Raw genomic sequence first — 25,341 nt, forward strand, 5'->3', positions numbered from 1 at the left:
CACGTTCAGGTCGTCTCGGCGGGGACTCTTCCTGACCCGACGGCGTCCAGCAGTGCCTGGTGGTCGCGTTCGTTCTGGTCGGCGTAGGCCTCGGCGAACACGGTCACGGCGCGGTCGAACGCGTCGTTGCGCCCCAGGTAGGCGGCGATGGCGATGCGGTCTCCGGACCTCGCATGGGTGCGGGCGAGGGTGGCACCGCATGCCTCGCCGAACAGGGACATGCCGGTGGGGACCATCAGTGCGGGTACGGCGATGCCTTTCCAGTCGCGCAGTTGGCGGACGTAGAAGTCGCGCTCGACGCCGTCGAACCCCCGGGTCTGCTGCCAGCCCAGGAAGATGTCGCTGGCGGACTGCATCAGGCGCTGCCCCGCCACGACCCGTTCGCCTTGCGAGCTGTACTCGCTGGTGCCGGCGAAGGGGGCGAGCACGGACTCGCCCGCCTCCTTCGCCTGCAGGAGCAGCGGGTCCTCGGCGTCGCGGCCCAGGAGCAGGACGATCCAGCAGCGGGTTCCGACGCTGCCGACGCCGACCACCTTGCGGGCCATGTCGGCGACGGTGAACTGGTTGAGCAGGTGCTGGCGGTCGCTTGGCAGGGTGACCCGGTAGCGCTCGATCAGGTCGGTGATCTGGCCTTCGACCAGGTCCCTTTCTTGTTCGGGCAGTAGGTCGGCGATGGGTGTGATCAGGGGCGGGGAAGGGGTGATGCGGGGTTCGCCGTCGACGGTCCGGGTGAGTTTGGCGAATGCACTGAGGCTGTCCTGGGTGCGCGCCTTGGCCAGGGTCTTGGACAGGCGCAGGCGGCCCTTCTTGTTGAGGTCGCGCGAAGCGAGGGTGGTGAGGGTGTCGGCGTCGGCCTTGGCGTACCACACGTCCAGGTCGCGCATCGTGGCGTAGCGGCGCATGTCACGGCGGTAGGAGCGGACGCAGGAGCGCACGATGTCACGGCGTTCGCGGTCCGAGAAGCCGTTCTCGCGGCCGGCGATGACCAGGCTGGTGGCGAGGCGCTTGACGTCCCATTCCCAGGGCCCGGGCAGCGTCTCGTCGAAGTCGTTGATGTCGAACAGCAGGTTGCGTTCCGGGGAGGCCAGCAACCTGAAGTTCAGCATGTGTGCGTCACCGCACAGTTGGGCGTGCAGGCCGGTGGACGGGGTGGTGGCCAGGTCGCCTGCCATGATCGCGGCGGCGCCGCGGTAGAAGCGGAACGGCGATTCGCTCATACGTCCGTAGCGGATGGGCACCAGGTGCTGGAGGCGGGCGGCGGACTGCTTCTCGATCACGTCGACGGGGTCGGGCCGCAGTGCGGACAGGCCGAGGCTGGCGTGGCTCGAGCGGGGGGTGCCCTTGCGGGCGGCTCGCCCGTAGTGGGCGCGCTCGGTCGGGGACAGCCGCCGGCGGATTCGGGCAGGTGCCGTCGCGTCGCGTTCTTCTTCGGCCATGGCGGTGCCTCCTTGCTGGGTGCAGCCCTGGCTCCCACCGGGGTGACTGTTGGCGGGAGGACCGACGCGCGGGAGGCGTCGGTTCAAAGGTGCCGGTTCAATCCTGCGCGCCGTCGCCGGGAACTGCTCGGCGGATCGGGTCGCTGAGCGCGTTTCAGCTGGAGGGCCCGGTGTCTGCGGCTTCGGCTGCCTCAATGGATGCCCAGATGTGCGGGAAACCGGTCGCCAGGGTGCTCTGCACCCAGTCGAGGCGGTCCTCCAGCACGGCACGGCGCGGTGGCGGGCAGACCTGGCGCAGGTGCCGCAGCAGCTGGCGCAGGCGCTCCAAGGCCAAGGGCGCGTTCAGGGCGCTGGTGATCACGTCGTCCAGGGCAGTGCGCACGTACTGGGTCCAGTCAGGGAGGGGCAGCACGACGCGCAGGGTGCCCTCGGCGTCGCGGGACCGGCTCACGTCGAGGTCTTGTCCGGCCAACAGGAGCAGCAGGTCCTCGATGTGGTCGAGGGCCTGTGCGGCAGTGGCGGGGTCGTTGATGGCTGGGGAGAGGCCGCGCATGGCGATGTCGGCTAGAAGGCGGAGGCCGAATTCGGGGTCCTGGTCGAAGGTTCGCTCCACGCCGGTGGCCAGGGTGGCGAACAGGGTCCGCGCGGGTAGGTCGCCGCCGTGGATGTGGGCCACCGGGTGGTTGCGCACCAGGGGCTGGCCGGGCGCGCGGGTCAGGACGACGAGGCAGTCGTGCGCACGTGCCGCCCGGGTCAGTGCGGGCAGATCGATGGCACAGAGCACGGCCGCGGGTCCGGGCCAGGTCACGGGCCTGCCTTGGGCCGACGGTGGCGCAGCCGGGGTACCGGCGGCGTGCTGGGGCAGCGGGCGGGTGTGGACGGCGGCGATGGTGCGGCGGGTGCGGGTGGCGATGGTGTCCAGGCAGGGGCCGAGCTGGATGGAGGCGAAGGCGCGTGTCTGCACGGAGTACATGAACCCCAGGGCGAGCAGGGCCAGCAGGATGGCGCTGACGGGGAGGGCCAGGGACACCTGGGCGCGGGTGCCGATGGTCAGTGCCGCGGTGACGCAGTAGATGAAGACGCCCAGCGAGACGGCGAAGGTGCGCCACACGGCCGGATCCTCACGGAACAGGCCCAGGCGCAGGGTGAAGGTGGTGCCGGCCCACTGGACGACCAGGAAGAGGAGGGAGTAGACGAGGCTGACCAGGCCGACGACGCCGAAACCGATGGTGAACAGGAGGCTGAGGACGCTCCCGGAGGGGATCATCGGGTGCAGGGTCGTCCTGGGTGCCAACAGGCCTGCGCCCAGACCGATGGCGGCGCACAGGGCCTGGGATGCGGCGCGACGGCGCCGACGGTTCCGCGGCCCGCGCGAGGACCGGTGATGTCCCTCGACGGGGTTGGTGGAGGGACCGCTGGGTTTGGCCACAGTCGACAGTCTCGGTGGCAGGCGGGTGCCGCGACACGCGGGGCCGCTGTTCGGGTGATCGCGGCATGCCGAAGCGGACGAAACCTGATAATACGGATACATTCCAGCCTAAATATGGACATTATCTGACCGTTCGGTGAGCAGCTCTCTGACTGCCCGCAACCGCCCTCGTGTCACGAACAGGAGTTGGGGTCATGGACCATCCCGTACTTGAAGCCTTCTGGATGATGCTGTGGTTCTTCTTGTGGATCATGTGGCTGTTCCTGCTGTTCCGGATCGTCGGCGACCTGTTCCGTGACCACGAGCTGAGCGGCTGGTGGAAGGCGCTGTGGCTGTTCGGCCTGCTGGTACTGCCCTTCCTGGGCGTCCTGCTGTACCTGATCGTCCGCGGGCGTTCGATGACCGAACGTTCTGTGCGCTCGGCCCAGGAGAAGGAGCAACAGTTCCAGGCCTACGTCCGCCAAGCGGCCGCCAGTGAGCAGTCGGCCGGCGGGGATTCGGTGGAGCAGTTGTCCAAGCTCTCCGAGCTCAAGCGCAACGGCGATCTCTCCCAGGCGGAGTTCGACCAGGCCAAGGCACGTCTCCTGGCCTGACGTGCGTCTAGCGCACACAGCAGGATCCGCTGGCTGGGCCTGGGCAACAGGCGGTCTCCGAGAACGGAAGGACGCGGATGCGCGTGGAGGGCGACGGTCGCAACGACACCAGCCGTCGTGGTGTCCCGGCAGCGGGCCCTCGCGTTCCCCCGGTGCTCACCGGTGCGGTGCGCACCGGTGCCCCGGGCCTGGCGGGGAGGACGGCGTCATGGTGCTCGACCTGCTCCTGATCGGCCTGGTCATCACGCTCTATCCGCTGCCGGTGATGGCCTTCGTGCTGGTGCTGTCCGCTCCCGGCGGGGTGCGCAAGGGGCTGGCCTTCATCCTGGCGTGGCTCGCGTGCCTGGTCGCGGTGATCGCCGGGGTACTGCTGTTCACCGGCGGCCAGCCGCCGGCGCCGCGTTCCCCGTCCTCGACCGCCGCGCTCCTGGCCAAGCTGGCGCTGGGTCTGGGCCTCGTGCTGTACGGCGAGCGCAGGCGGCGGCTGCGCTCGACGTCCGGCCCGCCCGGCCCCGTCCCGGCGCCCTCGCGCATGGACCAGGTCACGTGGCGGTCGGCGGCCGGCTTCGCGGTGCTGCTGCAGCCCTGGGGGATGGTCGCGGCCGCTGCGGCCACCGTGGTGGAGGCGGACCTGTCCCACGGGGCCTCGTATCTGGCGCTGATGGGCTTCTGCGTCCTGGCCACCGCCAGCCTGCTGGCGATGGAGCTGTACGCGGTCTTCGCCCCGGAGCAGGCGCTGCGGGTGCTGACGGGTCTGCGCTCCTGGATGAGCGGTCACCAGGACCAGGCCGTCGTCGTGGCCTGCCTCTTCCTGGGCTTCTGGGTGGCCAGCCGCGCCCTGATCGAGCTCACCGGCTGACCGGGAGACCGCTGCCGCAGCTCCCGGGCGGCGGCGGGCGCCCGGTCCCCGTTCGCCGGGCTGCGGGCCGCGTCCTGGGGCCGTCCTGGGTCACTTCTCGCGCGGCGGCACGGCGAGGTCGCCCAGGACCTCCAGTGCCCGGGCCAGGATCTGGTCCGGGGATCCGCCCAGGGGCACCCGGTAGGGCCGCTCGTCGGCTGTCGGCTCCTGGAGTTCGGCGAACTGGTCCTCCAGCAGCTGTGGGGGGAAGAAGTGGCCGCTCCGTGCGGCGAGCCGTGCGGCGATGAGCTCACGGCTTCCCTGCAGGTACAGGAACCGGACCTGTGGGCGGTTTTCGCGCAGGAAGTCCCGGTAGGAGCGCCTGAGGGCCGAGCACGCCACCACCGCTGACCGGCCGTGTCCGATCTGGTCGTCCATCCAGTGTGCGAGGCTGCCCAGCCAGGGCCACCGCTCGCGGTCGGTGAGCGAGCGGCCTGCCGCCATCGTCTCGCGGTCGGCGGGTGTGTGGAAGTCGTCCGCGTCGACGAAGGGCAGAGCGAGCCGGTCGGCCAGCGCGGACCCCACGGTGCTCTTCCCCGAGCCGGCGACCCCCAGGACCACCAGAACGAACGGGCTGGGCACAGGGGGTCGGGGTGTCACCGCCATGGGGTCCTCCACTCGTCTGCGCCGGCCCGGTGCCGACTCAGCCCTCGTCGTTCAGGGCCTGCCAGCGCTTGAGCCACGGAGCGTCGCCCCCGGGCTGCGCGTAGGCCAGGTTCAGGGCGGCGCCGATGACGCCCAGGTGGCTGAAGCCCTGGGGGAAGTTGCCGAGCTGCTCGCCGGTGTCGGGGTCGATCTCCTCGGCCAGGAGCCCCAGGTCGTTGGCGCACTCCAGAATCCGGTTCAGGTAGGCCTCGCCCGCCTCGGTGCGTCCGGCGCGGGCCTGCGCGGAGGCCATCCACAGCGTGCAGAACACGAACGAGCCCTCGCTGCCCACCAGGCCGTCTTCGGAGAGGTACCGGTAGACGTGGCCCTTGCGGGTGATCTCGGCCTCGATGCGGTCGATGGTCGCCAGGATGCGGGGGTCGTCGGAGGGCAGGAAGCCCCGCAGCCCCACCTGGAGGGATGAGGCGTCCATCGCACTGTGGTCGAACGCCTGCAGGAAGGCGCCGGTGTCCGCGTCCACGCCACGGGTCTCCAGGGCCGTGCGGATTTCGCCGCGGGCGGCCTCCCAGCGCTCGCGCAGACCCGGCACCTGGGCGAGTTCGGGGGTCAGGTCCATGATGCGCACCCCGCAGTCGACCGCCAGCCACGCCATCAGCTTGGAGAACACGTAGTGCCGACGCGCGTCGCGGATCTCCCAGATGCCCTCGTCCATCTCCTGCCAGCGCGCGATGTTCAGTTCCACCACGTCTCGCAGGAACCCGGCGGCGCGGCCGACCGGGGGTGTTCCGCGCAGTTGGAAGATCATCAGGGTGGCAGCCAGCAGTTCGCCGTAGGTGTCCAGCTGGAACTGGTTCCAGGCGCCGTTGCCCACATGCACCGGGCTCGAGTCGCGGTAGCCGTCCAGGTGGCTGAGTTCTACTTCGTGCAGCAACCGCTCGCCGCCGAGTCCGTACATGATCTGCAGGTCCTCGGCCCGGCCGGCGGTGGTGCGCAGCAGCCACTCGCCGAAGCGCTGCGCCTCGTCGAGGTAGCCGATGCCGCCTAGGGCGGCCAGCATCGCGGACGAGTCCCGCAGCCAGCTGTAGCGGTAGTCCCAGTTGCGCTGGCCGCCGATCTCCTCCGGCAGGGAGGTGGTGGGGGCGGCCGCCAGGGCACCGGTGTCGTCGTAGATCAGGCCTTTGAGCACCAGGGCGCTGCGGACGACGGCGTCGCGGTAGGGGCCCTGGTAGGTGCATCGGGCGGCCCAGTGGGTCCAGAAGTCGACGGTCTCCTTCAGGCGGCCGCCCAGGTCGTCCGCTTCCAGGCGGCGCACGGTCAGCGAGCCGGCCTGGGCGTAGGTCAGGGCGACCTGCGCCACCTGGCCCTCGGTCACGGTCGCGCGTGCGGTGCAGCCGCCATGGTCGTCCAGCTCCAACGGCGCCAGGGCGCTCTGCAGTAGCAGGGAGTCCGGGCCGCCGGTGACCACCAGCAGGTCCGGCTCGGCCAGTTCGAGGTAGGGGTGGTGAGCCCGTACTCGAAGCGCGGGTAGAACTCCAGGAGCAGGTCGACGGTGCCGCTCGTGCCCTGGACCGTGCGCAGCAGCAGGCCGTCCAGTTCGTGGTGGCCGACACGGCCGGTCAGGCCCTCCTGCACGGGCAGGCAGTCGGTGACGGTCGCGGTCCCGGTGGAGGTCACGAAGGTGGTCTCCAGGACGTTGGTCTCGGGCAGGTAGCGCCGGGTGGTGGTGTAGTCCCCCGCCGGTGCGATGCGGAAGAAGCCGCCTCGTTCGCGGTCCAGCATCCGGGCGAAGACCGAGCGCTGGTCGAAGCGGTGGAAGCACGCCCACTCCACCGAGGCGTCGCGGCCCACCAGCGCCACGGAGTGGCAGTCACTGAGGAATCCATAGTCCGAGATCAGCGGGAAGTCCTTGTCGGCCATGTCGTTCAACTCTCTTGTCCGTGGGGTCTTTACGAAGGGATGCCCTTGGGGAGGCGCGTGGCCCGTCAGGTTGCGAACTCCACGACGACCTTGATGTCGTCGGCGTCGCGGTCCAGCGCGAGGCCGATGTCATCGGGGGTGAAGCGGCGGGTGAGCAGTGCGGCGAGCCAGTCGCGGTCGGCTCGGCCCAGCGCCCTGGCGGCCAGGTAGTAGTGCCGCCGGTTGGCGTTGACCGATCCGAAGACGGCAAGGTTGCGGAGGACGGCCGCAGTGGCCAGTCCGCTCTCGATGCCGCCAGCGGACTGGTTCTGCGGCCCGACACCGGTCAGACACACGATGCCGCCCGGTGCGACCGACTCGGCGGACTGCCGGATCAGTGCGGGTACTCCGGTGCACTCGATGACGATGTCCGGGCTCAGGTCCAGATCCGGTATCGCCCCGGTGTGGTAATGGGCGCCAAGTGCCTCCACCAGTTGCGGCTTGGGGCCTGAGGTCACCCGGTCCAGGACGTGTACGTCCAGGCCCCGCTGGGTGCCGAGCAGTGCTGCCAGCAGGCCGATCGGTCCGGCGCCGACTACCAGGACGTGGCGCGGGTCCCAGAAGGTGCGCTGCCCGATGGCGTAGACGTGCTCCCATGCCTTGGTCACGATCGACGCCGGTTCGAGCAGGACGGCCGACGCCCCAAGGTCCGGATCCACCTTGACCAGGTAGTCCGGGTCGCTGCGCCAGCGCTCGGCCATGAAGCCGTCGCGTTCCTTGATGCCGTGCTCGGTGTACCGGCCGTTGGAGCACATGTCCCACTCCCCGACCGCGCAGTTGGCGCACGGCACGGGGTCGGGGCGTCGCACGATGCCCACCACGTGGTCGCCCACCGTCAGGCCCCCGCCGGCCTGCACCACCCGGCCGAGCGACTCGTGCCCCAGGACCAGCCGGTCCTTGCCGGGCGGCGCCCAGCCGTACTGGCCGGCGGCTATCTCGGCGTCGGTGCCGCACACGCCGACGGCCAGGGCCTGCACCACGACCGAGCCCAGCTCCGCCGACGGCTCGGGCACGTGCGTCCATGCCGCCGAGCCCGCCTGCCCGGGCACCACTGTCACCGCATGCATGAGGGCCTCGTCTCCTGAGGGGTACTGCGGACGGTTCGCCGGCGGCCGTCCGCCGACCGGTGGTCCCATGGGTACGGGCGCCCGCTGTTGCGCAGTGCCGATCAGCGGGCGCCGACTCGTTTTTCCGGATTCCTCAGACGGTCTGGGGCCTGCGGTCGTCGAACACGCACAGGCCGTAGATCGCGACGATGTCGACCGCGATGATGATCAGCGACCACAACGGGTAGGACGACAGCGCGAACATCTGGGCCAGCGCGTTCAGTCCCAGAATGGCCACACCGGCCCACCGGGCCCAGCTGATGGCATTCGCGATCGCGATCGCCACCAGGAGCTGCGCGATCCCCAGGATCAGGAAGACCCAGCCCCAGGCGCGCAGATCGCCCACGACGAAGTGGGCGTTCGCGACGAACACGTGCGAATGGGCGATGGCCGCTATCCCGTCCAGCCCGTTGAAGAAGGCCAGCAACAGCAACAGGACCACCGCGAACCACTGCAAGCCGCCCAACCGGGCGTCGCCCGGACGGTCCGCTTGCATCCCTTGCGTGCCCAAAGTCGAAGAAGTCATCGCAACCTCACCAGGAGTGTCACTCGAAACACCTGCTGTTCCCACGCCGCGCGACAGCCGACGGGGCAGTGGCCGGAATAATATGGCCTGTAAGCATCTCTTCCCATAAGAGACGGTACGCCCCTCGATCACGTCCGGCACGGCAGGGAACAGGTGCCAGCATCCAAGCCAACCCGGGAGTTTGGCCGCACGGGCGTCGGCAGACCGGACGTCTTGCCAGCCGATCGCGAGGGCGGATCCAAGGCGCTGGCGGCCAGTGCGCGCGAGACGGTCGGCTCCAGCTCCCCGGCACCGAGGCCCCCGCGGGAGCTGCCACCCTCTGCGAGCTACTGACGATGGGTCAACTCGTAGCGGTCGACTCGCCCAGGAGGCGTTCTGGATCGCCGGCGGCCTACCCGACCCCCTACGGCCGGCACTGCCCGCCCGACCGACTTTCACCCGATCCCATGCCGACCGACCCTGCCATGCACTACGGCCTGAATTGGGGGAATATAGGTGCGTACAGGTCTGTCCAGCCCGGCCCGGAATCAGCACAGCAGGGGGCGTTGGAACTACCCGGTAAGCAACGGAAACGCACTCGCGAACCAGAGGAGAGAGCACATGCCTGGTCTACTTCGTGGAATCGCGCGCACGGCCGCCGTGGCCGGAACCGCCACCGCCGTATCGAACCGCGTCTCGCGGCGGCAGTCCGGCCGGTGGGCCTCCCAGCAGGCATCCCCCGAGCCCAGCGCACACCAGGCCGCGCCCGCGGCCCCCGCCGCACCCGCGAGCATGGACAACAAGATCGACCAGCTCCGGCAGCTCGGCGAACTGCGGGACCAGGGCGTCCTGAGCGAGAGCGAATTCGCCGCGCAGAAGGCCGCCGTGCTCGGCGCCTGAGCCAGCGAACACCTCTGTCCGGCAAACACACAGGAGCAGCCATGAGTGAGGACACCAGTATCACCGGCCCCGTCGACTACCTGGTGGTCGAGTTCCCCGGGTCCGGCATGCACGGCGAGGGCCTGCCCATGCTCATCGACTTGGTCGACCGGGGCATCATCCGCATCCTCGACCTGACCTTCATCCAGAAGAAGGAGGACGGCTCCGTCGTCGGTATCTCCATCGCCGACCTCGACCAGGACTGGGATCCCGAACTGACTGCCTTCGAAGGGGTCTCCTCGGGCCTGCTCGGCGATGACGACGTCACCGAAGCCGGTGCCGTCCTGGCACCCGGCTCCTCGGCGGGTATCCTCGTCTACGAGAACCTCTGGGCTGCCCCCTTCGCCGCCGCCCTGCTGCGCAGCGGCGCCCAACTGGTAGCCGGCGGCCGCATCCCCGTCACCGCCCTCGCCAGTGCGCTGGACGCCGCCGAAGCCGCCGCGTGAGCGCATGGCCTCGAACCTCGGGGCAGGACGGCGCCGAGGTCAGGCAGCCGAGACTCGCGACGCCGACAGCACGGGCCTCGGGGCCGCTCATCGACGCGCGGCCACTCCCCCGTCGAGGGCTCTCGCGACGCCCGCACACAGGTCGTGAGCGTATTCAAGTCGACTCGGCATGACACCCCTGGGCCGACACAACGGGGCACCGCCGAACAGGTGACCTCGGGGCGGGGCACAGGATCGCGCCCCATCGTCGCTGGGAGCATGGCGCCCATGGCATCCAGGGCGAGAAAGTCCACGAGCACGGCGGCACCTAGGCTCATCCTGCTCACACTGGCGTCCGGGCAGTTCCTGATGGCGCTCGACAGTTCGGTGATGAACGTGTCGATCGCCACCGTGGCCGAGGACGTCGGCACGTCCATCACCGGGATCCAGGGGGCCATCACCGCCTACACCCTGGTGATGGCGATGCTCATGATCCCCGGCGGCAAGGTCGGGGGGCTGATCGGCCGCAAGCGCGCCTTCGCCATCGGCTGCGTCATCTACGGCTGCGGCTCCCTGACGACGGCACTCGCCCCGAACCTCCCCGTGCTCCTGTTCGGCTGGTCGTTCCTCGAAGGCGTCGGCGCCGCGCTGATCCTGCCGGCGATCGTGGCCCTGGTAGCGGGGAACTTCACCATCGAGCGCCGCCCGGGCGCCTACGGACTCGTGGCGGCGGCAGGCGCCGTGGCCATCGCCCTGGGGCCGCTCATCGGCGGCATCGCGACGACCTACTTCTCCTGGCGCTGGGTGTTCGCGGGTGAGGTCGCGATCGTCATCGGCATCCTGATCCTCGGCCGGGGCATCGCCGACACCCCGGTCGACAACCGGTCTCGCATCGACCTCGGCGGCGCAGTGCTCTCCGCACTGGGACTGGGAACCTTCGTCTTCGGCGTCCTGCGCTCGAGCGAATGGGGCTGGTTCGTGCCCAAGCCCGAAGCGCCCGCCTGGTTCGGCGTCTCGCTGGTGGTGTGGCTGATGCTGACCGGCCTGATCCTGATCTGGCTCTTCCTGCGCTGGGAGGCCCGTGTCGCGGACCGGGGTCAGGAGCCCCTCGTCGATCCCGCCCTGCTGCGTAACCGGCAGCTCACCGGCGGCCTGATCATGTTCTTCTTCCAGTACCTCGTACAGATGGGCGTGTTCTTCGTCGTACCGCTCTACCTCTCGGTCGCTCTGGGCCTCTCAGCGCTCAAGACCGGCGTACACCTCCTGCCCCTGTCGCTCACCCTGCTCGCCGCCGCCGTGCTGATCCCGCGCCTGCTGCCCGACGTCTCCCCGCGGCGGGTGGTGCGGACCGGGGTCGTGGCTCTGTTCGCGGGCGCGGTAGCCCTGATGGCCGCGCTCGACACCAGCGCAGGACCGGAAGTCGTCACCGTCCCGCTCCTGCTGATCGGACTCGGCATGGGCGCGCTGGCGTCCCAACTCGGTGCTGTGACCGTCTCCGCGGTCCCCGACGAGAAGAGCGCGGAGGTCGGCGGGATCCAGAACGCCGGCAACAACCTCGGCTCCTCCATCGGGACAGCGCTCGCCGGGTCTCTCATGATCGCCGTGCTGACTACGTCCTTCCTGAGCAGCATCGAGCAGAACCCGGGCATCCCCGCCGCAGCCAAGAGTCAGGTCGCCGAACAACTCACGGGCAGTGTGCCATTCCTGTCCGACAGTCAGATCAGGACGGCGCTGCAGAAGTCCGGCACGAGCAGCGAGCTGACGTCCGCCGCCGTCGACGCCAACGCCGAGGCGAGACTCGACGGCCTGCGTGCCGCGCTCGGTATCCTGGCCGCCGCGTCCGTCCTGGCGCTGTTCTTCACCCAGCGGATCCCGACGACCCAGCCCCGGTCACCCGAGGCCTAGACCCGCACGGCAAGGCGTGGAGGCAGAAGCCTGACAGTGACCCAGAGGCCATCCTGTGCATGCAGTTCCGTGAAGTCCAGCAACCGGGCATCGGCCAGTTGACCCAGCGCCGTGAGCATCGTCTCGGCGGTCACACCCAGGGCTCTGGCGGCCGGCGCGAGGGGGAAGGCCACCTCGGGCTCCAGCTGGACCTCGCGGGGATCGGCGGCCAGGTCCACCAGCAGCCCAGCCACGGGCCTGCACGCGCAGGTCTCCCCTGCCTGCTGAGCCCACCGAAGGGCCCAGGTCTCAAAGTGGGGCGTCTGCACCGAGCACCACTCTCCTGTTATGACGCGAGCAGATGCCGGGCCGGGGTCCGGGCCCAGAGCGGGCGTCGGTCGGCGCGATCCCTGCCCGGGGGCAGGCTCTGCGACAGCGCCGCAGGGTCCTCACACTACGCAGCCGTGCGCCGAAGCCATGTCGGGCACGCTGAGCGTTCGGCGGCGTACGAGGCATTCAGCCCTGCGGCCCGGTGCCTGCCGACGTCACGGCGGGCGGCGCAAGGGACCACTTGAGTTCGAACTCCAACTCGACTTCCCCGTCGCCCACTTCCACCTCAAGTTCGCTGCGGAGTTCGTCGGGGATCCGCAGGGACAGCTTTCCCGGGCCGAGTTCGAGTTCGGCGCTGCCCCCGTGCCTCATCGCCTCCGCGAGCGCGGCAAGCTGGTCAGCGGCCTCGAGCCGGGACAGCGAGCGCTTGTGCTCGAATTCGAGATCCTTCATGGGTGCCTCCACCGTAGTAGGAACAGCCTGCCCACTCCATTGTCGCGGCGCCCCGCACGCAGGGCATCCCCAGAAGCCCCCGCGACGGAGCGGACTCGAACGGGTTCGCTCTCGCAACAGCTGAGGTTCCCGGATGGCTGTCCCGCCAGGCGGGACAGCTGCCCTGGCCCCAAGGTGATGCCATGGCAACGAACCAGACAACCACGTTCCGGCTCAACAGGCGGCTCCTCACGGCCGGTGCCTTTCTGACCGGCACCGGGGCGCTGCTCGCGCTGGCCGGCACTGCCATGGCGTGCACCGCGCTGGCCACGGCAGGACGCGGCTGGGTGCAGAGCATGGAGACCGGGCCCGCCGAACGAGCCACCCGCGCGCTGCAGCAGGCGCGGTCCGCTTCCCTGGCAGCGTCGCACGCCGGTGCTCAGGCCTGGCGTACGTCAGCCGTGTAACTGTCATACGCACGCCCAGAGCCCAGCACGGGCCTGCACGCCGGGCCTCATCGCCCTGCTGTGTCGCGAGCGCGCCTGCCTCCATCCCGCGAGCCGGCCGGGCTCGGGTCGGATTTGGTCAGAGCGAAGTGGCCGACGTGTGTGCAGGGCCCCCGCAACGTTCAACCGAGCGGCGCCGCGCCCCGCTGTCGGTGCCCAGTTACCGCTGAGACGACGGTGCCGCCCGCAAGGCCCAGGGCCGCCGCAGCAGCTACCCCGGCTGGTTCGCCCGGGCGGCTGCCCGCGTAGCCCACCAGGCACACGAGCACCTCGGTCGCAGGACCTCCCCCGGGCAGCGCTGCGGCCGCCGCAGCGGCTAGGGCAACCGCTACGGCGGTGTCCGTCGGACCCGGACCCGTCGCTCTCAGGTCCCGGTACGGGCACCGGAGCAGCCGGTTGACCTTAGTTCCTGCGGCAGCCGCCAGGGCGGCCACCGTGAGGCTGAGCAGGGCCGCGCGCCGTTCACGCCTGCTGCGCAGGAGCAGCAGCGCGGCCCCGGTCAGCTCGGCCTTGGGACGATCGGCCGCCACGTAGCTGTACGCGCCTGGTGGGCGCGGCACGGCCATCGCCACGCCCACCATGCGGACTGCGGTGGCGACCGCCGAACCGCGCAACGCCATCTCGGTACCTGGCATGGGTTCACCCCTGAAGAATCTCGGTTTGCCGGCGCCGGCCGAAGGCCAGCGAGAAAATGGTCCGCCAGGACAGGGCCTGCCCAGACCCGCCGGACCCGGGCCGTTTCCTCGGCACCCGGACCCGCAGGGCTCTGGGGCTGATAGTGCAGGTCACCGGAGTGGGCAGGGACAAGGCCTCGCCGTCGACGCCGACCGCGATGCTCGGGGCCTGCGCGGTGACAGTCACCTGCCCAGCATCCATGACCTTCAGGCCCACGGAGGCGGGCCCGCGCAGGGCCACCCCGGCCGCCTGGGCGGCGCTGGTCACCCGGACCCCGACCACGCCCAGCCTCCCCCCGTCCAGACGCGGCCGGCGGCCTCCGGTCCCCGCGGCCAGGCCGGGAACGGAGTACGGGTTGTTGCTGACCAAAAGCGCCTGCTGAGCGTCCAACCGCACATCCCCCACCCGGGCCTCCAACGGCTCGCCCGCATAGGCAAGCAACAACCCCGGCAGCGCGTCCAAGGCCGTCCCGGCCTTGGAGTCCCGGTACTCAGGGCGCTGCACGACATCCGCGTAGACGCCGAACGAGACCGTGTTGACGAACGGACGCCCGTCCACGGCGCCCAGATCGACGTTCAGTTCCTCACCGTCGGTCAACCCGTCCAGGCATGCTGCCGGGTCCTCGCGGTCCAGGCCGAGGTCCATGGCGAAGTGGTTCCGCGTTCCCGCACTGATGACCAGGAACGGCAGGCTGTTCTCGGCGGCCACCTGCGCCACCAGTGCCTGCGTGCCGTCGCCGCCCGCCACGCCCAGAAGGTCGGCCCCCTGCGCGACTGCGGCGCGGGCGATCTGTGTCACATCGGAGTGACCCGAGGTGTCCAGCAGGACAACCTCTGCGCCCATCTCACGGGCCTTCTCAGCCAGCCTGAACCGGGCCACCTTCCCTCCCCCGGACTTCGGATTCATGATGAGCACCGCGTGCCGGGGCGCGGCGCACGCCACCGCCTGCATACCTGCGGGCCGGTCCAGGGAGCGTGCTGCCGCGCGAGCGCTAGCCGCCGCCGCCGCCAGCAGGACCAGTGCCCCCAGTGCGGCCGGCAACAGATCGGCACGTGCGTACAACACTATGACGGCCGCAGGCCCACCCAGGGCCAGCAGCCCCCCCACCACGCGCACAGCCCCGTGGTGCGCGATCACCCACCACGTCCCAGCCGCCATCACGGCCACACCGGCCACACCGACGAACAGAACCAGCAGACCGCCCGAGCCGCCCACGGTCAAGAGCACCACAACGGCACCCAGCAGGCAGAACAGCGCCAGCCGAGCCTGCGGACGGGCACGACTCAGTGCAGCATCGGGGCTGAAGAACGCCATCAGCGAGCCCTCCGTGGTCAGTCCGCCACTCGGAATACCCACATGGCCCGGTGGTCGACATGGTGGCGCGGGGCACCGCGCTCTGGGCTGCGCACACGGGCCCCCGCCCCGATGGTGGGCCAGGAAACAGCCGGGACCGGCGGTAGCCTCCCTTGCAACTCCCTGTCCCCACATTGTCCCACTGCCGCAATACCCGCGCCCGCGCTGGCTGGCAGCCGAGCCCCGCACGCCTGGCCCGACGACAGACGCCCGCTCGCGCAGGTGCTCAGTGCCCCAGCGCCGCCTTTGCTGCCACGATGACCAGACCAAGCACCAGGTTGATCGCCGCCTCGACGGTGGCGACACGACGCGAGGACGTGGCATGCAAAGCGCCGACATAGGCCCAGCCGACCTGCTGGGCCACCGCGACGCCCAGGGCGAGCCACCCCGTAGCGGTCAGTCCCAGTCCCAGCAGCGGGCTGATGGCCACCATGACCGCCGGAAGCACAGCGGCCTCCACGAGCGGCCACTCACGCAGGCCAACTGCGCGCGCTTGGCCCCAATTGAGTCGCTGACCGGCAGAGCGCTCGCCGACCAGGCGCGCGTAGCTATGGGCGACCCAGAACACCAGCCCGGTGACCAGCAGCAGCACGACAGTCTCGACGCGGGGGAACGTGCCGGCCGTACTCGATGCGGCGATCACCGAGGCGGCCAGCAATGATCCATAGACAGCGGCCGCATAGTCAGTACGAGAAGGAGCGCGAGCGTCCCGGCGCAGTCTGCGCCACGGGATGACATGGTTCACCGGCTCACCGTACAGGCGCGCGGACCCCTTTCCCGGGCCGCCACGCGCACGACACACACGACCCCGAACCGGACCGATGTCGACTAGTGGCAGTCACGGGCAGCGGGTGACACCACCGCAGCGGTTCACCGCGGCCGCTACGGCGGCAGCACTGCCAATGCCGATCAGTGCGCCAGCGGCCACATCACCGGCGTAGTGAACTCCAGTGTGCACACGCGAGTAACCCACGGCCATCGCCAGCACACCCAGCGGCACAGCGGTCACTGGCAGCACCGAGCCCACGGCGAACGCGAACGCGAACGCCGACGCGGTATGCCCGGAAGGAAACGAGGCCGAATCCGGCATCGGAACATGGCGCTGCGGATTGACCCGCGCGTCGCGTTCCGGGCGCGGACGCCGAATCAACTGCTTACCCAGCAGGTTGGCCGCGGCCGACGCGACAGCGACAGCGACGACGCCATGCAGCGCCGCGTACCGCGTCGGCCCACGGCGAAGCGCCAGGAGCGCGCCCGCACTCAGGGAAATCTTGGAATGGTCCGCCGCACCGGAAAGGCACCGCAGCCCCCGGTCCAGGGCCGGAGTCCGCGTAGCGGCCACCGCGAGGTAGACGGCCCTGTCGACCTCCGCCAAGTCGCGCAGTGCGCCGTGGACGCCGGGCAGCAGCCGCGCCACACTGCTTCGGCCGGTCCCCTTGAACGACATGTGCATTGGCCCCCTTCCCGCGCAGACCGCCAGGTACATCACCGAGACCCAAGCAACAGGCCCTTCATCCTCACAGCAAGCCCGAAACCCCGCCCGCCCACGACCCCGGGGACCCAGACGGGTGGGATAGCGACCCGGACGAGTGATCCCGGGACCGAGGCACGCTGACAGGTGACGCGTCTGCCTTCGCAGCATTTTCCTCGAATGGCGGGCACCACGGGGAGAAGGCTATCGTCGACAGCACAGCCCAAGATGGTGACGTGGATGTTCGACAACCGCAGGCAATCCTTCCGAGAACCCGTCGCGTCCCCTTGCCCGACGCAACGGTTCAGTCCCATCTTCGCCGCCCGGTGCCGACCGCACACAAACCACATTGGGTGACGTGCGGATTCCCGGCCGCGACCCGGGGCCGTTCGACCACACTGGAAATCCGGTCCCTTCGCCCGGCTCGTACGGTGGCCGGGCCACTGTCCCTGCCCGGCTTTGGGAGCCGTCCATGAGCCATCCCCCGATCGATGAGCATGGCCTCGGCGGCGACCCGCAGACTGCGGACTCGGGCAGGGCCATACGCAAGCGTGTCCCCCGCTCGGTACACGGAAGCTGGACCCCGCCGCGGCACCGGCGCAATCCTGTGGACATCCTGGAGCAGGAGGCCGAACCGCGGACCCCCGAGCTGATGCCGATCCGCTACGCCCGGATGGCCGACTCGCTTTCCACCTTCTACCGCGGCACTCCCGCAGTGATGGCCGCGGACCTGGCCGAGCTGCCGAACACCGGCCTGACCGTGCAGCTCTCCGGTGACGCCCACCTGTCCAACTTCGGGCTCTTCGCCTCCCCGGAGCGCCGTCTGGTCTTCGACCTCGACGACTTCGACGAGACCCTGCCCGGCCCCTTCGAGTGGGACGTCAAGCGGCTGGCCACCAGCTTCGCGGTGGCCGCCTACGACAACGACGCCCCGCCGAGCGCGGCCGGAGCCATAGCGGCGGAGGCCGCCCGCAGCTACCGCACCCATTTGCGCGAACTCGCCACCTCCCCCGAACTCACGGTCTGGTACGAGCACATAGCGGCCGACGACTTGCTCCAGGAGATCGACAGCTCGCTGCAACGCGCCCAGCTCCGCCGCACCCTGGACCGGGCGCGGAGCACCGACAGCGGCAAGGCCATCGCGAAACTCACCGGTCCCGGGCCCGACGACACGCCCCGCTTCATTCACGACCCCCCGCTGATCGAGCCGGTCGACGACGAGGAACGCGCGCTCGTCGAGCACGTGTTCGCGGACTACCGGGCCAGCCTGCCGCCCGCCCAGGCCCAACTGCTGGACCGGTACCGGATCGTGGACGCCGCCCGCAAGGTCGTCGGCGTCGGCAGCGTCGGCACCCGGTGCTTCCTCCTGCTGCTCCAGGGGCGCGCGGCCGGGGAGCTCTTCCTGTTGCAGGCCAAGGAGGCCGAACCATCGGTCCTCGCCCCGTACACGAACGTGCCCGTAGCCCACGAGGGGCAACGCGTGGTCGAGGGGCAGCGGCTGCTCCAGTCCTTCGGCGACATCTTCCTCGGCTGGTCCACCGGACCCACCGGACGGCACTTCTACTGGCGCCAGCTCCTCGATATGAAGGGCTCCGCCTCCGTCCAGGGCATGTCGGACAGCCTGATGCACAGGTACGCCGGGCTCTGCGGCCGGGCACTGGCCCGCGGCCACGCCCGCTCCGGAAACCGCGTCGCCATCGCCGCCTACCTGGGCCGCGGTACCTCCTTCGACACCGGAATGGCCGTCTTCGCCCTCGCCTACGCCCGCCAGACCCGCGACGACTACGCCGCCTTCACCCAGGCGATCGCCGACGGCCGTCTGCCCGTCGCCTCCTGACGCCGACACCCGGCACCCGACACCCGACGCCCGACGCCCGACGCCCGACCGAGAATGGGGGATGGTGTAGGGCTCATCTATTCATCCGTCCGCGTCGCGCGCGCGAACGCCACGTCGGCGATCCCGGTCGCGATCAGGAGGCGCCGCCAGAGACTTCCCCGATCAAGCCTCTGGCCTTCAGGAATGCGACTGATGCGGCGCCTGAACTGCGAAAATCACTCTCAGCGGTTCTCGCCGTTCCGACGATTTCTCAGCCTCATGTGTGCTGTATACGTGCTTCGGATCTGACCGCCCCCGCCGGCGTGGGCCCAGTGGGCAACCCTGGTGACACCCGATCTCGAGTTGTTCCCTCCCCCCAGAAGCCCTTCGATCAACTCCAAAGCACCCGACGGACCTGTGGGAGAACCTGGCCCAGGAGACCGACACCACCACCGGCGCCCCCGACCTCACCTACACCGCCTACCAGCTCGCGGGCGGCCCGACCACGGCCCAGAAGATCACCACCCTGCAGGCCGCCGACATCAACGGCGACGGCACCCCCGACCTGTGGGGCGTCAGCAGCACGGGCACCAGCACCGCCTACCTGTTCACCAGCCTCACCACCACCGGCACCAACACCGCCAGCACCACCAGCGACGCACTGGTCGCGGACACCCACAACTGGCCGCTGAACGACGGCGCCAGCGGCGACACCAGCAGCACCGGCCCCCCGGCCGGCGACGACAGCGGCACCCTGCCACTGACCGGAAACGCCGGAGCGACCTGGACCACCGGTGACCTGTTCAGCCCCGACGTCAACCTGAACGGCACCAGCGGGAAGCTCACCACCACCGCCCCCACGCTGAACCTCAGCAGCGACTTCAGCGCAACCCTGTGGGCCGAACCCGACGCCTACGGCGGCACCGTCCTGTCTCAGGCCGGCACCAACACCCCCGGCATCACCCTGTACCCCAACGCCGCCGACGGCCAGTGGTACCTGTGCATGGCCACCGCCGACAACAGCACCACACCCGGCCTGAACTGCGCCCATGGCGGAGAGGTCGAACTCGGGGCCTGGACCAAGCTCACGCTCACCTACAACCAGACCGACCAGCGCATAGCGCTGTACGTCGATGGCGTTCCCGTCGACAGCAACCCCCACACACCGGTGGCCACCAGCCTGTTCCGCGGCGACTTCGTCCTCGGCGCCTCCCTGGCCGGCACCACCGCCTCCAAGTACTTCAACGGCTCCCTGTCACAGGTCGAAACCTGGGGCAAGACCCTGACGCCCACCCAGGTCGACGCCGACGCACCGCCGAACGGGCCCCTGGTCATCCCCTCCGACTCCGTTCCCTACCCCAGCGGCAGCCGCTGGAGCACCGGCGCCACCACCGTCACCTTCAACGCCGGCCAACTCGTCGTCACCAGCGCCGGCACCCCCCTGTTCACCAAGGGAACCACCGGCTCACCCAACGCCGTCCTGACCATGCAGAGCAACGGCGACCTCGCCGCCTACAAGGACGCCGCCACAGCCAAGGCCGCAGCACCGAACACCTACCTGTGGGACACCGGCACCAGCGGCAACCCCGGCGACGTCCTGCTTCTGCACCCCTCGGGCAACCTGGTCATGCACAGCAGTGACGGCGTGGCCATGTGGCTCACCAACACCGGCTTCCCCGACGCACCCGGCTGCGACCAATGGCTGCTCACCCAGGCCGCGGCGGGATCCGATACAGCCCTCGACAACCTGACCACCCCCTCCGGCAGCATCACCTACACCGCCAACCACGCCAGAACCGCCAACGCCGCCACCGTCTTCGACGGCAGCACCAGCATCGAACGCGCGAGCGGACCCGCCTTCGACACCACCGGCAGCTTCACCGTCTCCGCTTGGGCCAAGATCAACAACCTCGACAGCACCCAGACAGTCCTGGGTCAGGGAACCGTCAACCACCAGTCCTTCTATCTCGGCTACACCACAGGCAGCAACGGCTGGGTCTTCCAGAGCACCACCACGGACACCCCCACCGCCACGACCACCGCAACCGCCGGGAAGTGGACCCACCTGACCGGCGTCTACGACGCAACGACCGGCGCCCTGACCCTCTACGTCAACGGCGTCGCCGCCACCACGACCGGCATCAACACCACCCCCAGTACAACCCCGCCGGACCACTCACTATCGGCGCCATCACCCTCGTCGGATCCACCACCCCCTACCAAAACTTCAACGGAGACATCAGCGACGTCCGCACCTACCCCGGCGTCGCCCTGACCGCCGCCCAGGTCCAAGCCCTCTACACCAATTCCTGACCCACCAATAGCCACCATCTGGGCCCCGCAGCCATCCGCTGCGGGGCCCTCCCATCTACGCACCAACGCCGACCCGCCCCCAGGGTCGGTGAAGCCGCGTCAGGGCAGGTCAGATGCCGTGCTGGCTTTGCCGGTCGTTGCTGAGCGGACTGCGGGACCCTCATTGGCCAGGGCTGCGGGATATACAGCTGCTGGACCGAAACGGCGCCGGGCCCGATCGGCGGCCGCTTCGGCGGCACGGGCACGGTCATCACCGGAGTCCAGGGACAGTTGACGGTGAGCGCGGTCGGCCGACAGCAGGCCGTCGGCACGGACCAGGAAGGTGCGGACTCTTGCCCGCTGCAGCCCGAGTGTGGTCAGCAAGCCCAGGGCGGCCACGACGAGGGCGGCTGAGTGGTTGGTGGGCTCCGGCAACGAACACATGCGCGTGCTGGAACTACGGTCGGCGTAGTACACCGTGAGAGTGAGTCGACCGGTGACCTGGCCTTGACCGCGCAGGCGTTGACCGATCTGGTCGGCAAGCCCCAGGACCGCTCGATGATGCTGTATGGGGTCGAGGCAGTCCCGGTCACATACGAGGTCCGCAACCATGTACGGCACCGGTTCCTGTGGGGTGACCGGGCGGGGATCACGGCCTTGGGCGCGTTCGGCCAGCAGTCGGGCGGAGGTGGCTCCGAGGAGTCGCTGGAGGGTCGCGGCAGGTACGTCGGCGATCTGGCCGATGGTGTGCAGGCCGTATTTGCCGAGCGTGGTCGCGGTAGCGCGGCCGATCCCGGGCAGCGCGGTGACCGGCCGGGGGCGCAGCCACGCGGCGGCTTGTTCGGCGGGGACCCATGTGGTGTGTCCCGGTGCGGATGCGTCGGCGGCCATGGTTGCCAGCATGCGGTTGGCCGCGAGTCCCGCGCTGCCTTCGACGCCGTACAGGCCCATCAGTCTGAGTTGTGCCAGTTGGAGCACGTCGTACGGGGGCAGGTCGAAGTATCGGAGCGCGGAGGCCAGGTCGAGCTGGACGGCGTTGGGTGGCAGGGCCTGGACGTGGGGCGTGATGCCGGACATCAGTGTGACGATGTCGTCGTAGCGGTCCTCGTCCGGTGCGGTGTGCAGGTGGAGGTGGGCGATGTGGCGCCGGCGCGTGGTCATCCTGCGCTGCCGGGGCTGCGGTGGCCGAGTTTCCGTAGGTCAGCGACGCGGCTGCCGGCGGGCTGGAGGTCGGCGTACGGGTGCAGCCGGGCTCCTGTCGTGCCGTTGGGCAGGGTGCGCTGCGGCTGCGCGGGGGTCCGTTGCGGATGGTCGGCGCCGAGCAGGGCGAGAGCGGCTTCGGGGCCGTCGTCGCGGCGGCCGGCAGCGAGCAGGTCCAGGTCCCAGGCCATGGTGCCGACGACGGTGCGGCGGGTGCCGCGGACCTGGACCGTGCCGCGGACCAGCAGCAGACCGCTGTGGAAGACCGTGTACGCGCAGGCCGGGTGGGAGTCCTCGAAGAAGGCCAGGTCGACCAGGCCTGATCCGTCCTCCAAAGTGACGAAGATGATGCGCTTGCCGCTGGCGATCGGCGGGGTCTGGGTGGAGGCCCGTACCCCGGCGACCAGGACCTGCTGGCCTGCGTCGATTCCGGCCAGATGGTCCGCGTCGGTCGCGCCGATCTCCCGGAGCAGCCGGTGATGATGCTCCATCAGGTGCTTGGAGACGTCGATGCCCAGGGTGTTCAGCTCCGCGCTCAGGGCTTCGCGTCCGGTCATGTCCGGCAGGCCGCTCGGCTCAGCTCCTCCGATGGCGCCCGCGTCGATGGGCAACTGGCCCTTGCCTGCGGACCGCGTACGCGACTGCCGGTGGAGTTCGGTTATCTGCAGCAGCAGATCGCGTCGCGTGAGGCGTCCGTCATGGAGTGGGCCCAGGGCGCCGATCTCCGCGAGACGTTCGGCGACCGGTCTGCTGGGACGGGCCCGCTGCCAGAAGTCCGACAGCGATCCGTACGGCTGCCCGGCTTCGATGCGCGCGCACTCCTCCTCGCTGATGCCACGCACCGCGGACAGCGCGAGCCGTACGCTCCACTGTTCTCCATCGGACTGCTCCACGGTGTGCGTGGCTTTGGAGCGGTTCACGTCGACGGACAGGACCGGGACACCGCGTCGGCGTGCGTCGGCGACCAGGACGCGCTTGGGCCACATGCCGGGGTCGTGCTCGAGCAGGCCGGCGAGCAGGAACGCCGGGTAGTGCGCTTTGAGCCAGGCGCTCTGCAGGGCTGGTACGGCGAAGGCGACCGCGTGTGCTCGGCAAAATCCGTACGCTCCGAAAGCCTCGACGGTCCTCCACACGTCGTCCCTGACCGCGGGGCTGTAGCCGCGAGCGGTCGCCTGGTGGTGGAACCAGTCCTTGATCCTTGGCAGCCGGTTCTTGTCGCCGAGTGCCCGCCGGGCGATCTCGGCCAGCGAGCGGTCGCAACCGGTCAGTACCGTCAGTGTCTCGATGATCTGCTCGTGCCAGATGGTCACTCCGTAGGTATCGGCGAGCACCGGTTCGAGGTCGGGGTGGGCGTATGCCGGGGTGCCGCCGTGGCGGGCGGCGATGTATCGCTCGGGCATCCCTCCGGCGACCGGGCCGGGCCGGAAGAGGCTGATGTCGGCGATGACGTCTTGCGGGTCGCGGGGCTGGAGCCGCGACAGGAGGTCCTGTTGGCCCGGTGATTCGAGCTGGAACAGACCCAGAGTCTGGCTCTCCTGGATGAGCTTGAACGCGAAGACGTCGTCGAGCGGCACCTGTCGCTGGTCGTCCAGGTCGATGCGGTTGCTGGTCACCCGTTCGATCTCGGTTACCGCGTGGGCCATCGCGGACTGCATCCGCACGCCCAGGACGTCCAGTTTGATGTTGCCGAGGGCCTCGATCTCCTCCTTGGCCGCCATGGCCATCGGGTAGCGGCCTTGGGGGGTGGGCTGCACGGGCAGCCGGTCCAGGAGTGTCGCGTCGCTGATGACCACCCCGCAGGGGTGCATGGCCATGCCATGGACCAGGGAGTCGAGGCCCTCGGCGAGTTCCCACAACGGCCCGTACCGTTCCGCCTCGGAGGCCAGCTGACGCAGCTCGGGCAGTTCGGCAAGTGCGCTGGTGATGTCCGATGCCCGTAGGTGCGGGAAGCTCTTGGCGATCCGGTCGACGTCGGCCGGTGCAATCCCCAGCGCGAGGCCGGTGTCCCGCAGGGCCCGGCGGGCACGGTAGGTCTCGGGCATGGCAGTGACCGCGACCCGCTCGGTCCCGAACCGGTTGAAGATCGCGTCGTAGCACTCCAGCCTGCGGGCGGATTCCACGTCGATGTCGATGTCGGGCAGTGATGCCCGGCGCACGCTCAGGAAGCGTTCGAAGAGCAGGCGGTGGTCGAGCGGGTTGGCGGTGGCGATGCCCAGCGCATGGCAGACCATCGATCCCGCGCTTGAGCCACGGGCCGCGACCCGGATGCCGAGCTCCCGGATGTCGGCCACGACCTGGCCGACGGCGAGGAAGTACGAGTCGTAGTTCAGCGTGGAGATCACATCGAGTTCCTCTTCCAGCCGGGCGAGCGCGGCCCGGTCCCGGTCCAGGCCCCGCCGGGCCAGGCCGGCCTCGCTCTGCCGGCGCAGCAACTGTGCCGCACCGCGCGCTCCGGGCTCGGCGCCGAACAGGTCCGGTTCCGGGAAGTGCGGCGCGCCGAGCCCGAGATCCGCCGCAGGGTCGACGGTGGACGCAGCCGCTGTGGCGGCGGTGTCCGCCAGTAGACGGCGAGCCCGCTGGTCGTCCGCTCCGGCGCATTCGGCGATCATCTGCGCGATGTCCGCCATCGCCCGCTCGTCCTTGAGCCAGCGCTGCCCGCTGTCCAGGCGGCGCCGGTCGATGGGCCGCAGCAGCCGGGCCGCGTCCAGGACGTCGGCGAGGCGGTGCTGGTCGGGGTCGGCGTAGCGGACGGCGTTGGAGAGCACGGCAGTGGTACGGGTGCGGTCAGCCAGCGCCAGCGTACGGGCGGCCAGGCGAAGCGATGCCGGCCCCGTGCCGGAGCGCTGATGCACGACGGTCTCCAGCCGGACCTCGTCACCGAAGATCTCCTGCCACGGCGCCAGCAGCTTCACCGCGACGTCCTCCCGGCCGACAGCCAGCGCCCGCACCGGCTCCGATAGCGGTCCGAGCAACACAGTCAGACCAGGGCCGCCGTGCTCTCGCAGTGCTTCCCAGGGCACGACCACCGGTGCCGCGCCGCTTGCCGTACCCGCGTGCGCGGCCGACGTGATTCGGCACAGCCGGGCCCATCCGACCCGGTCCTGCGCGAGCAGCACGAAACGCAGCGGCGGCTCGACGACATGGGCGCCGCCGCGCGCCGGGGCGCGGCGGCGCTGCACCGCGGGAGGCGGCGCAAGGGCCTCCACCGCCAGATCGATACCGAAGATCGGCCGGACTCCGGCTTTCGCGCAGGCCTGCGCGAACCGCACGGTACCGGTGACCGTGTCACGGTCAGTGAGTGCGAGTGCCGCCATGCCGTACTCGGCCGCTCGCCGGACGAGGTGCTCGGGTTGGGCGGCGCCGTAGCGCACGGAGTAACCGGACGCGACGTGCAGGTGGGAGTAGCCCGTCATGCCGCACCTCCGTCACTCCGTCCCGGTTCAACCAGATACCGATCCATTTATCGTACACGCGTTCGATTATTCTAGC

At 70.0% G+C, this 25,341-nt stretch carries 24 protein-coding genes; 8 read left to right on the top strand and 16 right to left on the bottom strand.

The window, feature by feature from the left end; translation table 11 throughout:
* Positions 1-5 precede the first annotated feature (5 nt).
* Both GXP74_RS13565 and GXP74_RS13570 read right to left on the bottom strand, forming a co-directional pair.
* Positions 6-1,436 carry a DUF2252 domain-containing protein gene (locus tag GXP74_RS13565; RefSeq protein ID WP_182451744.1) on the bottom strand — a complete coding sequence of 477 codons (1,431 nt, stop codon included), beginning with the start codon at positions 1,434-1,436 and terminating at the stop codon, positions 6-8.
* Between the two features lie 154 nt (positions 1,437-1,590).
* Positions 1,591-2,967: a DUF2254 family protein gene (locus tag GXP74_RS13570; RefSeq protein ID WP_225447908.1), complete on the bottom strand. Its 1,377-nt coding sequence runs from the start codon at positions 2,965-2,967 to the stop codon at positions 1,591-1,593.
* 92 nt (positions 2,968-3,059) lie between these two features.
* On the opposite strand from GXP74_RS13570, the gene GXP74_RS13575 reads away from it, so the two are divergent.
* On the top strand, positions 3,060-3,458 hold the full coding sequence (locus tag GXP74_RS13575) for an SHOCT domain-containing protein (RefSeq protein ID WP_182451746.1): 399 nt from the start codon (positions 3,060-3,062) through the stop codon (positions 3,456-3,458).
* 208 nt (positions 3,459-3,666) lie between these two features.
* The gene (locus GXP74_RS13580; RefSeq protein ID WP_182451747.1) at positions 3,667-4,317 is read left to right on the top strand and encodes a GAP family protein; all 651 of its coding nucleotides are present in this window, start codon (positions 3,667-3,669) and stop codon (positions 4,315-4,317) included.
* A gap of 90 nt (positions 4,318-4,407) precedes the next feature.
* Here the strand turns inward: GXP74_RS13580 and GXP74_RS13585 are convergent, their stop codons facing one another.
* The 5 genes from GXP74_RS13585 to GXP74_RS13605 all read right to left on the bottom strand — a co-directional run bounded on the left by GXP74_RS13585 (position 4,408) and on the right by GXP74_RS13605 (position 8,550).
* Complete coding sequence (locus GXP74_RS13585) at positions 4,408-4,962, bottom strand: gluconokinase (protein WP_182451748.1); 555 nt, start codon at positions 4,960-4,962, stop codon at positions 4,408-4,410.
* A 37-nt stretch (positions 4,963-4,999) separates the two neighbouring features.
* Positions 5,000-6,427 carry a glycoside hydrolase family 15 protein gene (locus tag GXP74_RS13590; RefSeq protein WP_182451749.1) on the bottom strand — a complete coding sequence of 476 codons (1,428 nt, stop codon included), beginning with the start codon at positions 6,425-6,427 and terminating at the stop codon, positions 5,000-5,002.
* A complete protein-coding gene (locus tag GXP74_RS13595; protein ID WP_182451750.1) occupies positions 6,331-6,879 on the bottom strand; it encodes a trehalase-like domain-containing protein in 549 nt (182 codons plus the stop codon). Before GXP74_RS13595 ends, GXP74_RS13590 begins: the two co-directional genes overlap by 97 nt.
* 65 nt (positions 6,880-6,944) lie before the next feature.
* Positions 6,945-7,985: a glucose 1-dehydrogenase gene (locus GXP74_RS13600; RefSeq protein WP_182451751.1), complete on the bottom strand. Its 1,041-nt coding sequence runs from the start codon at positions 7,983-7,985 to the stop codon at positions 6,945-6,947.
* 133 nt (positions 7,986-8,118) lie between these two features.
* Positions 8,119-8,550, bottom strand: coding sequence for a hypothetical protein (locus GXP74_RS13605; protein WP_182451752.1), 432 nt, complete (start codon positions 8,548-8,550; stop codon positions 8,119-8,121).
* A 600-nt stretch (positions 8,551-9,150) separates the two neighbouring features.
* On the opposite strand from GXP74_RS13605, the gene GXP74_RS13610 reads away from it, so the two are divergent.
* From GXP74_RS13610 to GXP74_RS13620, 3 genes are all read left to right on the top strand, one after another.
* A complete protein-coding gene (locus GXP74_RS13610; RefSeq protein WP_182451753.1) occupies positions 9,151-9,429 on the top strand; it encodes an SHOCT domain-containing protein in 279 nt (92 codons plus the stop codon).
* 41 nt (positions 9,430-9,470) lie between these two features.
* The gene (locus GXP74_RS13615) at positions 9,471-9,914 is read left to right on the top strand and encodes a DUF6325 family protein (protein WP_182451754.1); all 444 of its coding nucleotides are present in this window, start codon (positions 9,471-9,473) and stop codon (positions 9,912-9,914) included.
* 267 nt (positions 9,915-10,181) lie between these two features.
* Positions 10,182-11,798 (top strand): MFS transporter, encoded by a 1,617-nt coding sequence (locus tag GXP74_RS13620; protein ID WP_182451755.1) that lies wholly within the window; start codon positions 10,182-10,184, stop codon positions 11,796-11,798.
* On the opposite strand, the gene GXP74_RS13625 is transcribed toward GXP74_RS13620, so the two are convergent.
* Positions 11,795-12,031 (bottom strand): hypothetical protein, encoded by a 237-nt coding sequence (locus tag GXP74_RS13625; RefSeq protein ID WP_182451756.1) that lies wholly within the window; start codon positions 12,029-12,031, stop codon positions 11,795-11,797. The genes GXP74_RS13620 and GXP74_RS13625 overlap by 4 nt on opposite strands.
* A 262-nt stretch (positions 12,032-12,293) precedes the next feature.
* A complete protein-coding gene (locus tag GXP74_RS13630) occupies positions 12,294-12,560 on the bottom strand; it encodes an amphi-Trp domain-containing protein (RefSeq protein WP_182451757.1) in 267 nt (88 codons plus the stop codon).
* Positions 12,561-12,742: 182 nt separating this feature from the next.
* Here GXP74_RS13630 and GXP74_RS13635 point away from each other — a divergent pair, with 182 nt between their 5' ends.
* Entirely contained in the window at positions 12,743-13,006 is a 264-nt protein-coding gene (locus GXP74_RS13635) for a hypothetical protein (protein WP_182451758.1), read from the top strand.
* Positions 13,007-13,167: 161 nt separating this feature from the next.
* Here the strand turns inward: GXP74_RS13635 and GXP74_RS13640 are convergent, their stop codons facing one another.
* The 4 genes from GXP74_RS13640 to GXP74_RS13655 form a co-directional block, all read right to left on the bottom strand.
* Entirely contained in the window at positions 13,168-13,680 is a 513-nt protein-coding gene (locus GXP74_RS13640; protein ID WP_182451759.1) for a hypothetical protein, read from the bottom strand.
* 4 nt (positions 13,681-13,684) lie between these two features.
* Positions 13,685-15,034: a diacylglycerol kinase family protein gene (locus GXP74_RS13645; protein WP_182451760.1), complete on the bottom strand. Its 1,350-nt coding sequence runs from the start codon at positions 15,032-15,034 to the stop codon at positions 13,685-13,687.
* 265 nt (positions 15,035-15,299) lie between these two features.
* A complete protein-coding gene (locus GXP74_RS13650) occupies positions 15,300-15,818 on the bottom strand; it encodes a hypothetical protein (protein WP_225447909.1) in 519 nt (172 codons plus the stop codon).
* A gap of 93 nt (positions 15,819-15,911) precedes the next feature.
* On the bottom strand, positions 15,912-16,520 hold the full coding sequence (locus GXP74_RS13655; protein ID WP_182451761.1) for a phosphatase PAP2 family protein: 609 nt from the start codon (positions 16,518-16,520) through the stop codon (positions 15,912-15,914).
* Positions 16,521-17,151: 631 nt separating this feature from the next.
* Here GXP74_RS13655 and GXP74_RS13660 point away from each other — a divergent pair.
* Positions 17,152-18,381: a DUF2252 domain-containing protein gene (locus tag GXP74_RS13660; RefSeq protein WP_370468418.1), complete on the top strand. Its 1,230-nt coding sequence runs from the start codon at positions 17,152-17,154 to the stop codon at positions 18,379-18,381.
* A 579-nt stretch (positions 18,382-18,960) separates the two neighbouring features.
* Here the strand turns inward: GXP74_RS13660 and GXP74_RS13665 are convergent.
* Entirely contained in the window at positions 18,961-19,212 is a 252-nt protein-coding gene (locus GXP74_RS13665) for a hypothetical protein (protein WP_182451763.1), read from the bottom strand.
* 10 nt (positions 19,213-19,222) lie between these two features.
* Between GXP74_RS13665 and GXP74_RS13670 the strand changes: the two genes are divergently transcribed.
* Positions 19,223-20,635: a LamG-like jellyroll fold domain-containing protein gene (locus GXP74_RS13670; RefSeq protein ID WP_255528234.1), complete on the top strand. Its 1,413-nt coding sequence runs from the start codon at positions 19,223-19,225 to the stop codon at positions 20,633-20,635.
* 137 nt (positions 20,636-20,772) lie between these two features.
* Here the strand turns inward: GXP74_RS13670 and GXP74_RS13675 are convergent, their stop codons facing one another.
* Complete coding sequence (locus tag GXP74_RS13675) at positions 20,773-21,813, bottom strand: ImpB/MucB/SamB family protein (protein WP_182451765.1); 1,041 nt, start codon at positions 21,811-21,813, stop codon at positions 20,773-20,775.
* Positions 21,810-25,265 (bottom strand): DNA polymerase III subunit alpha, encoded by a 3,456-nt coding sequence (locus tag GXP74_RS13680; protein WP_182451766.1) that lies wholly within the window; start codon positions 25,263-25,265, stop codon positions 21,810-21,812. Before GXP74_RS13680 ends, GXP74_RS13675 begins: the two co-directional genes overlap by 4 nt.
* Positions 25,266-25,341 lie beyond the last annotated feature (76 nt).

The sequence above is a fragment of the Streptacidiphilus sp. P02-A3a genome (assembly GCF_014084105.1).
Classification (GTDB): Bacteria; Actinomycetota; Actinomycetes; order Streptomycetales; family Streptomycetaceae; genus Streptacidiphilus.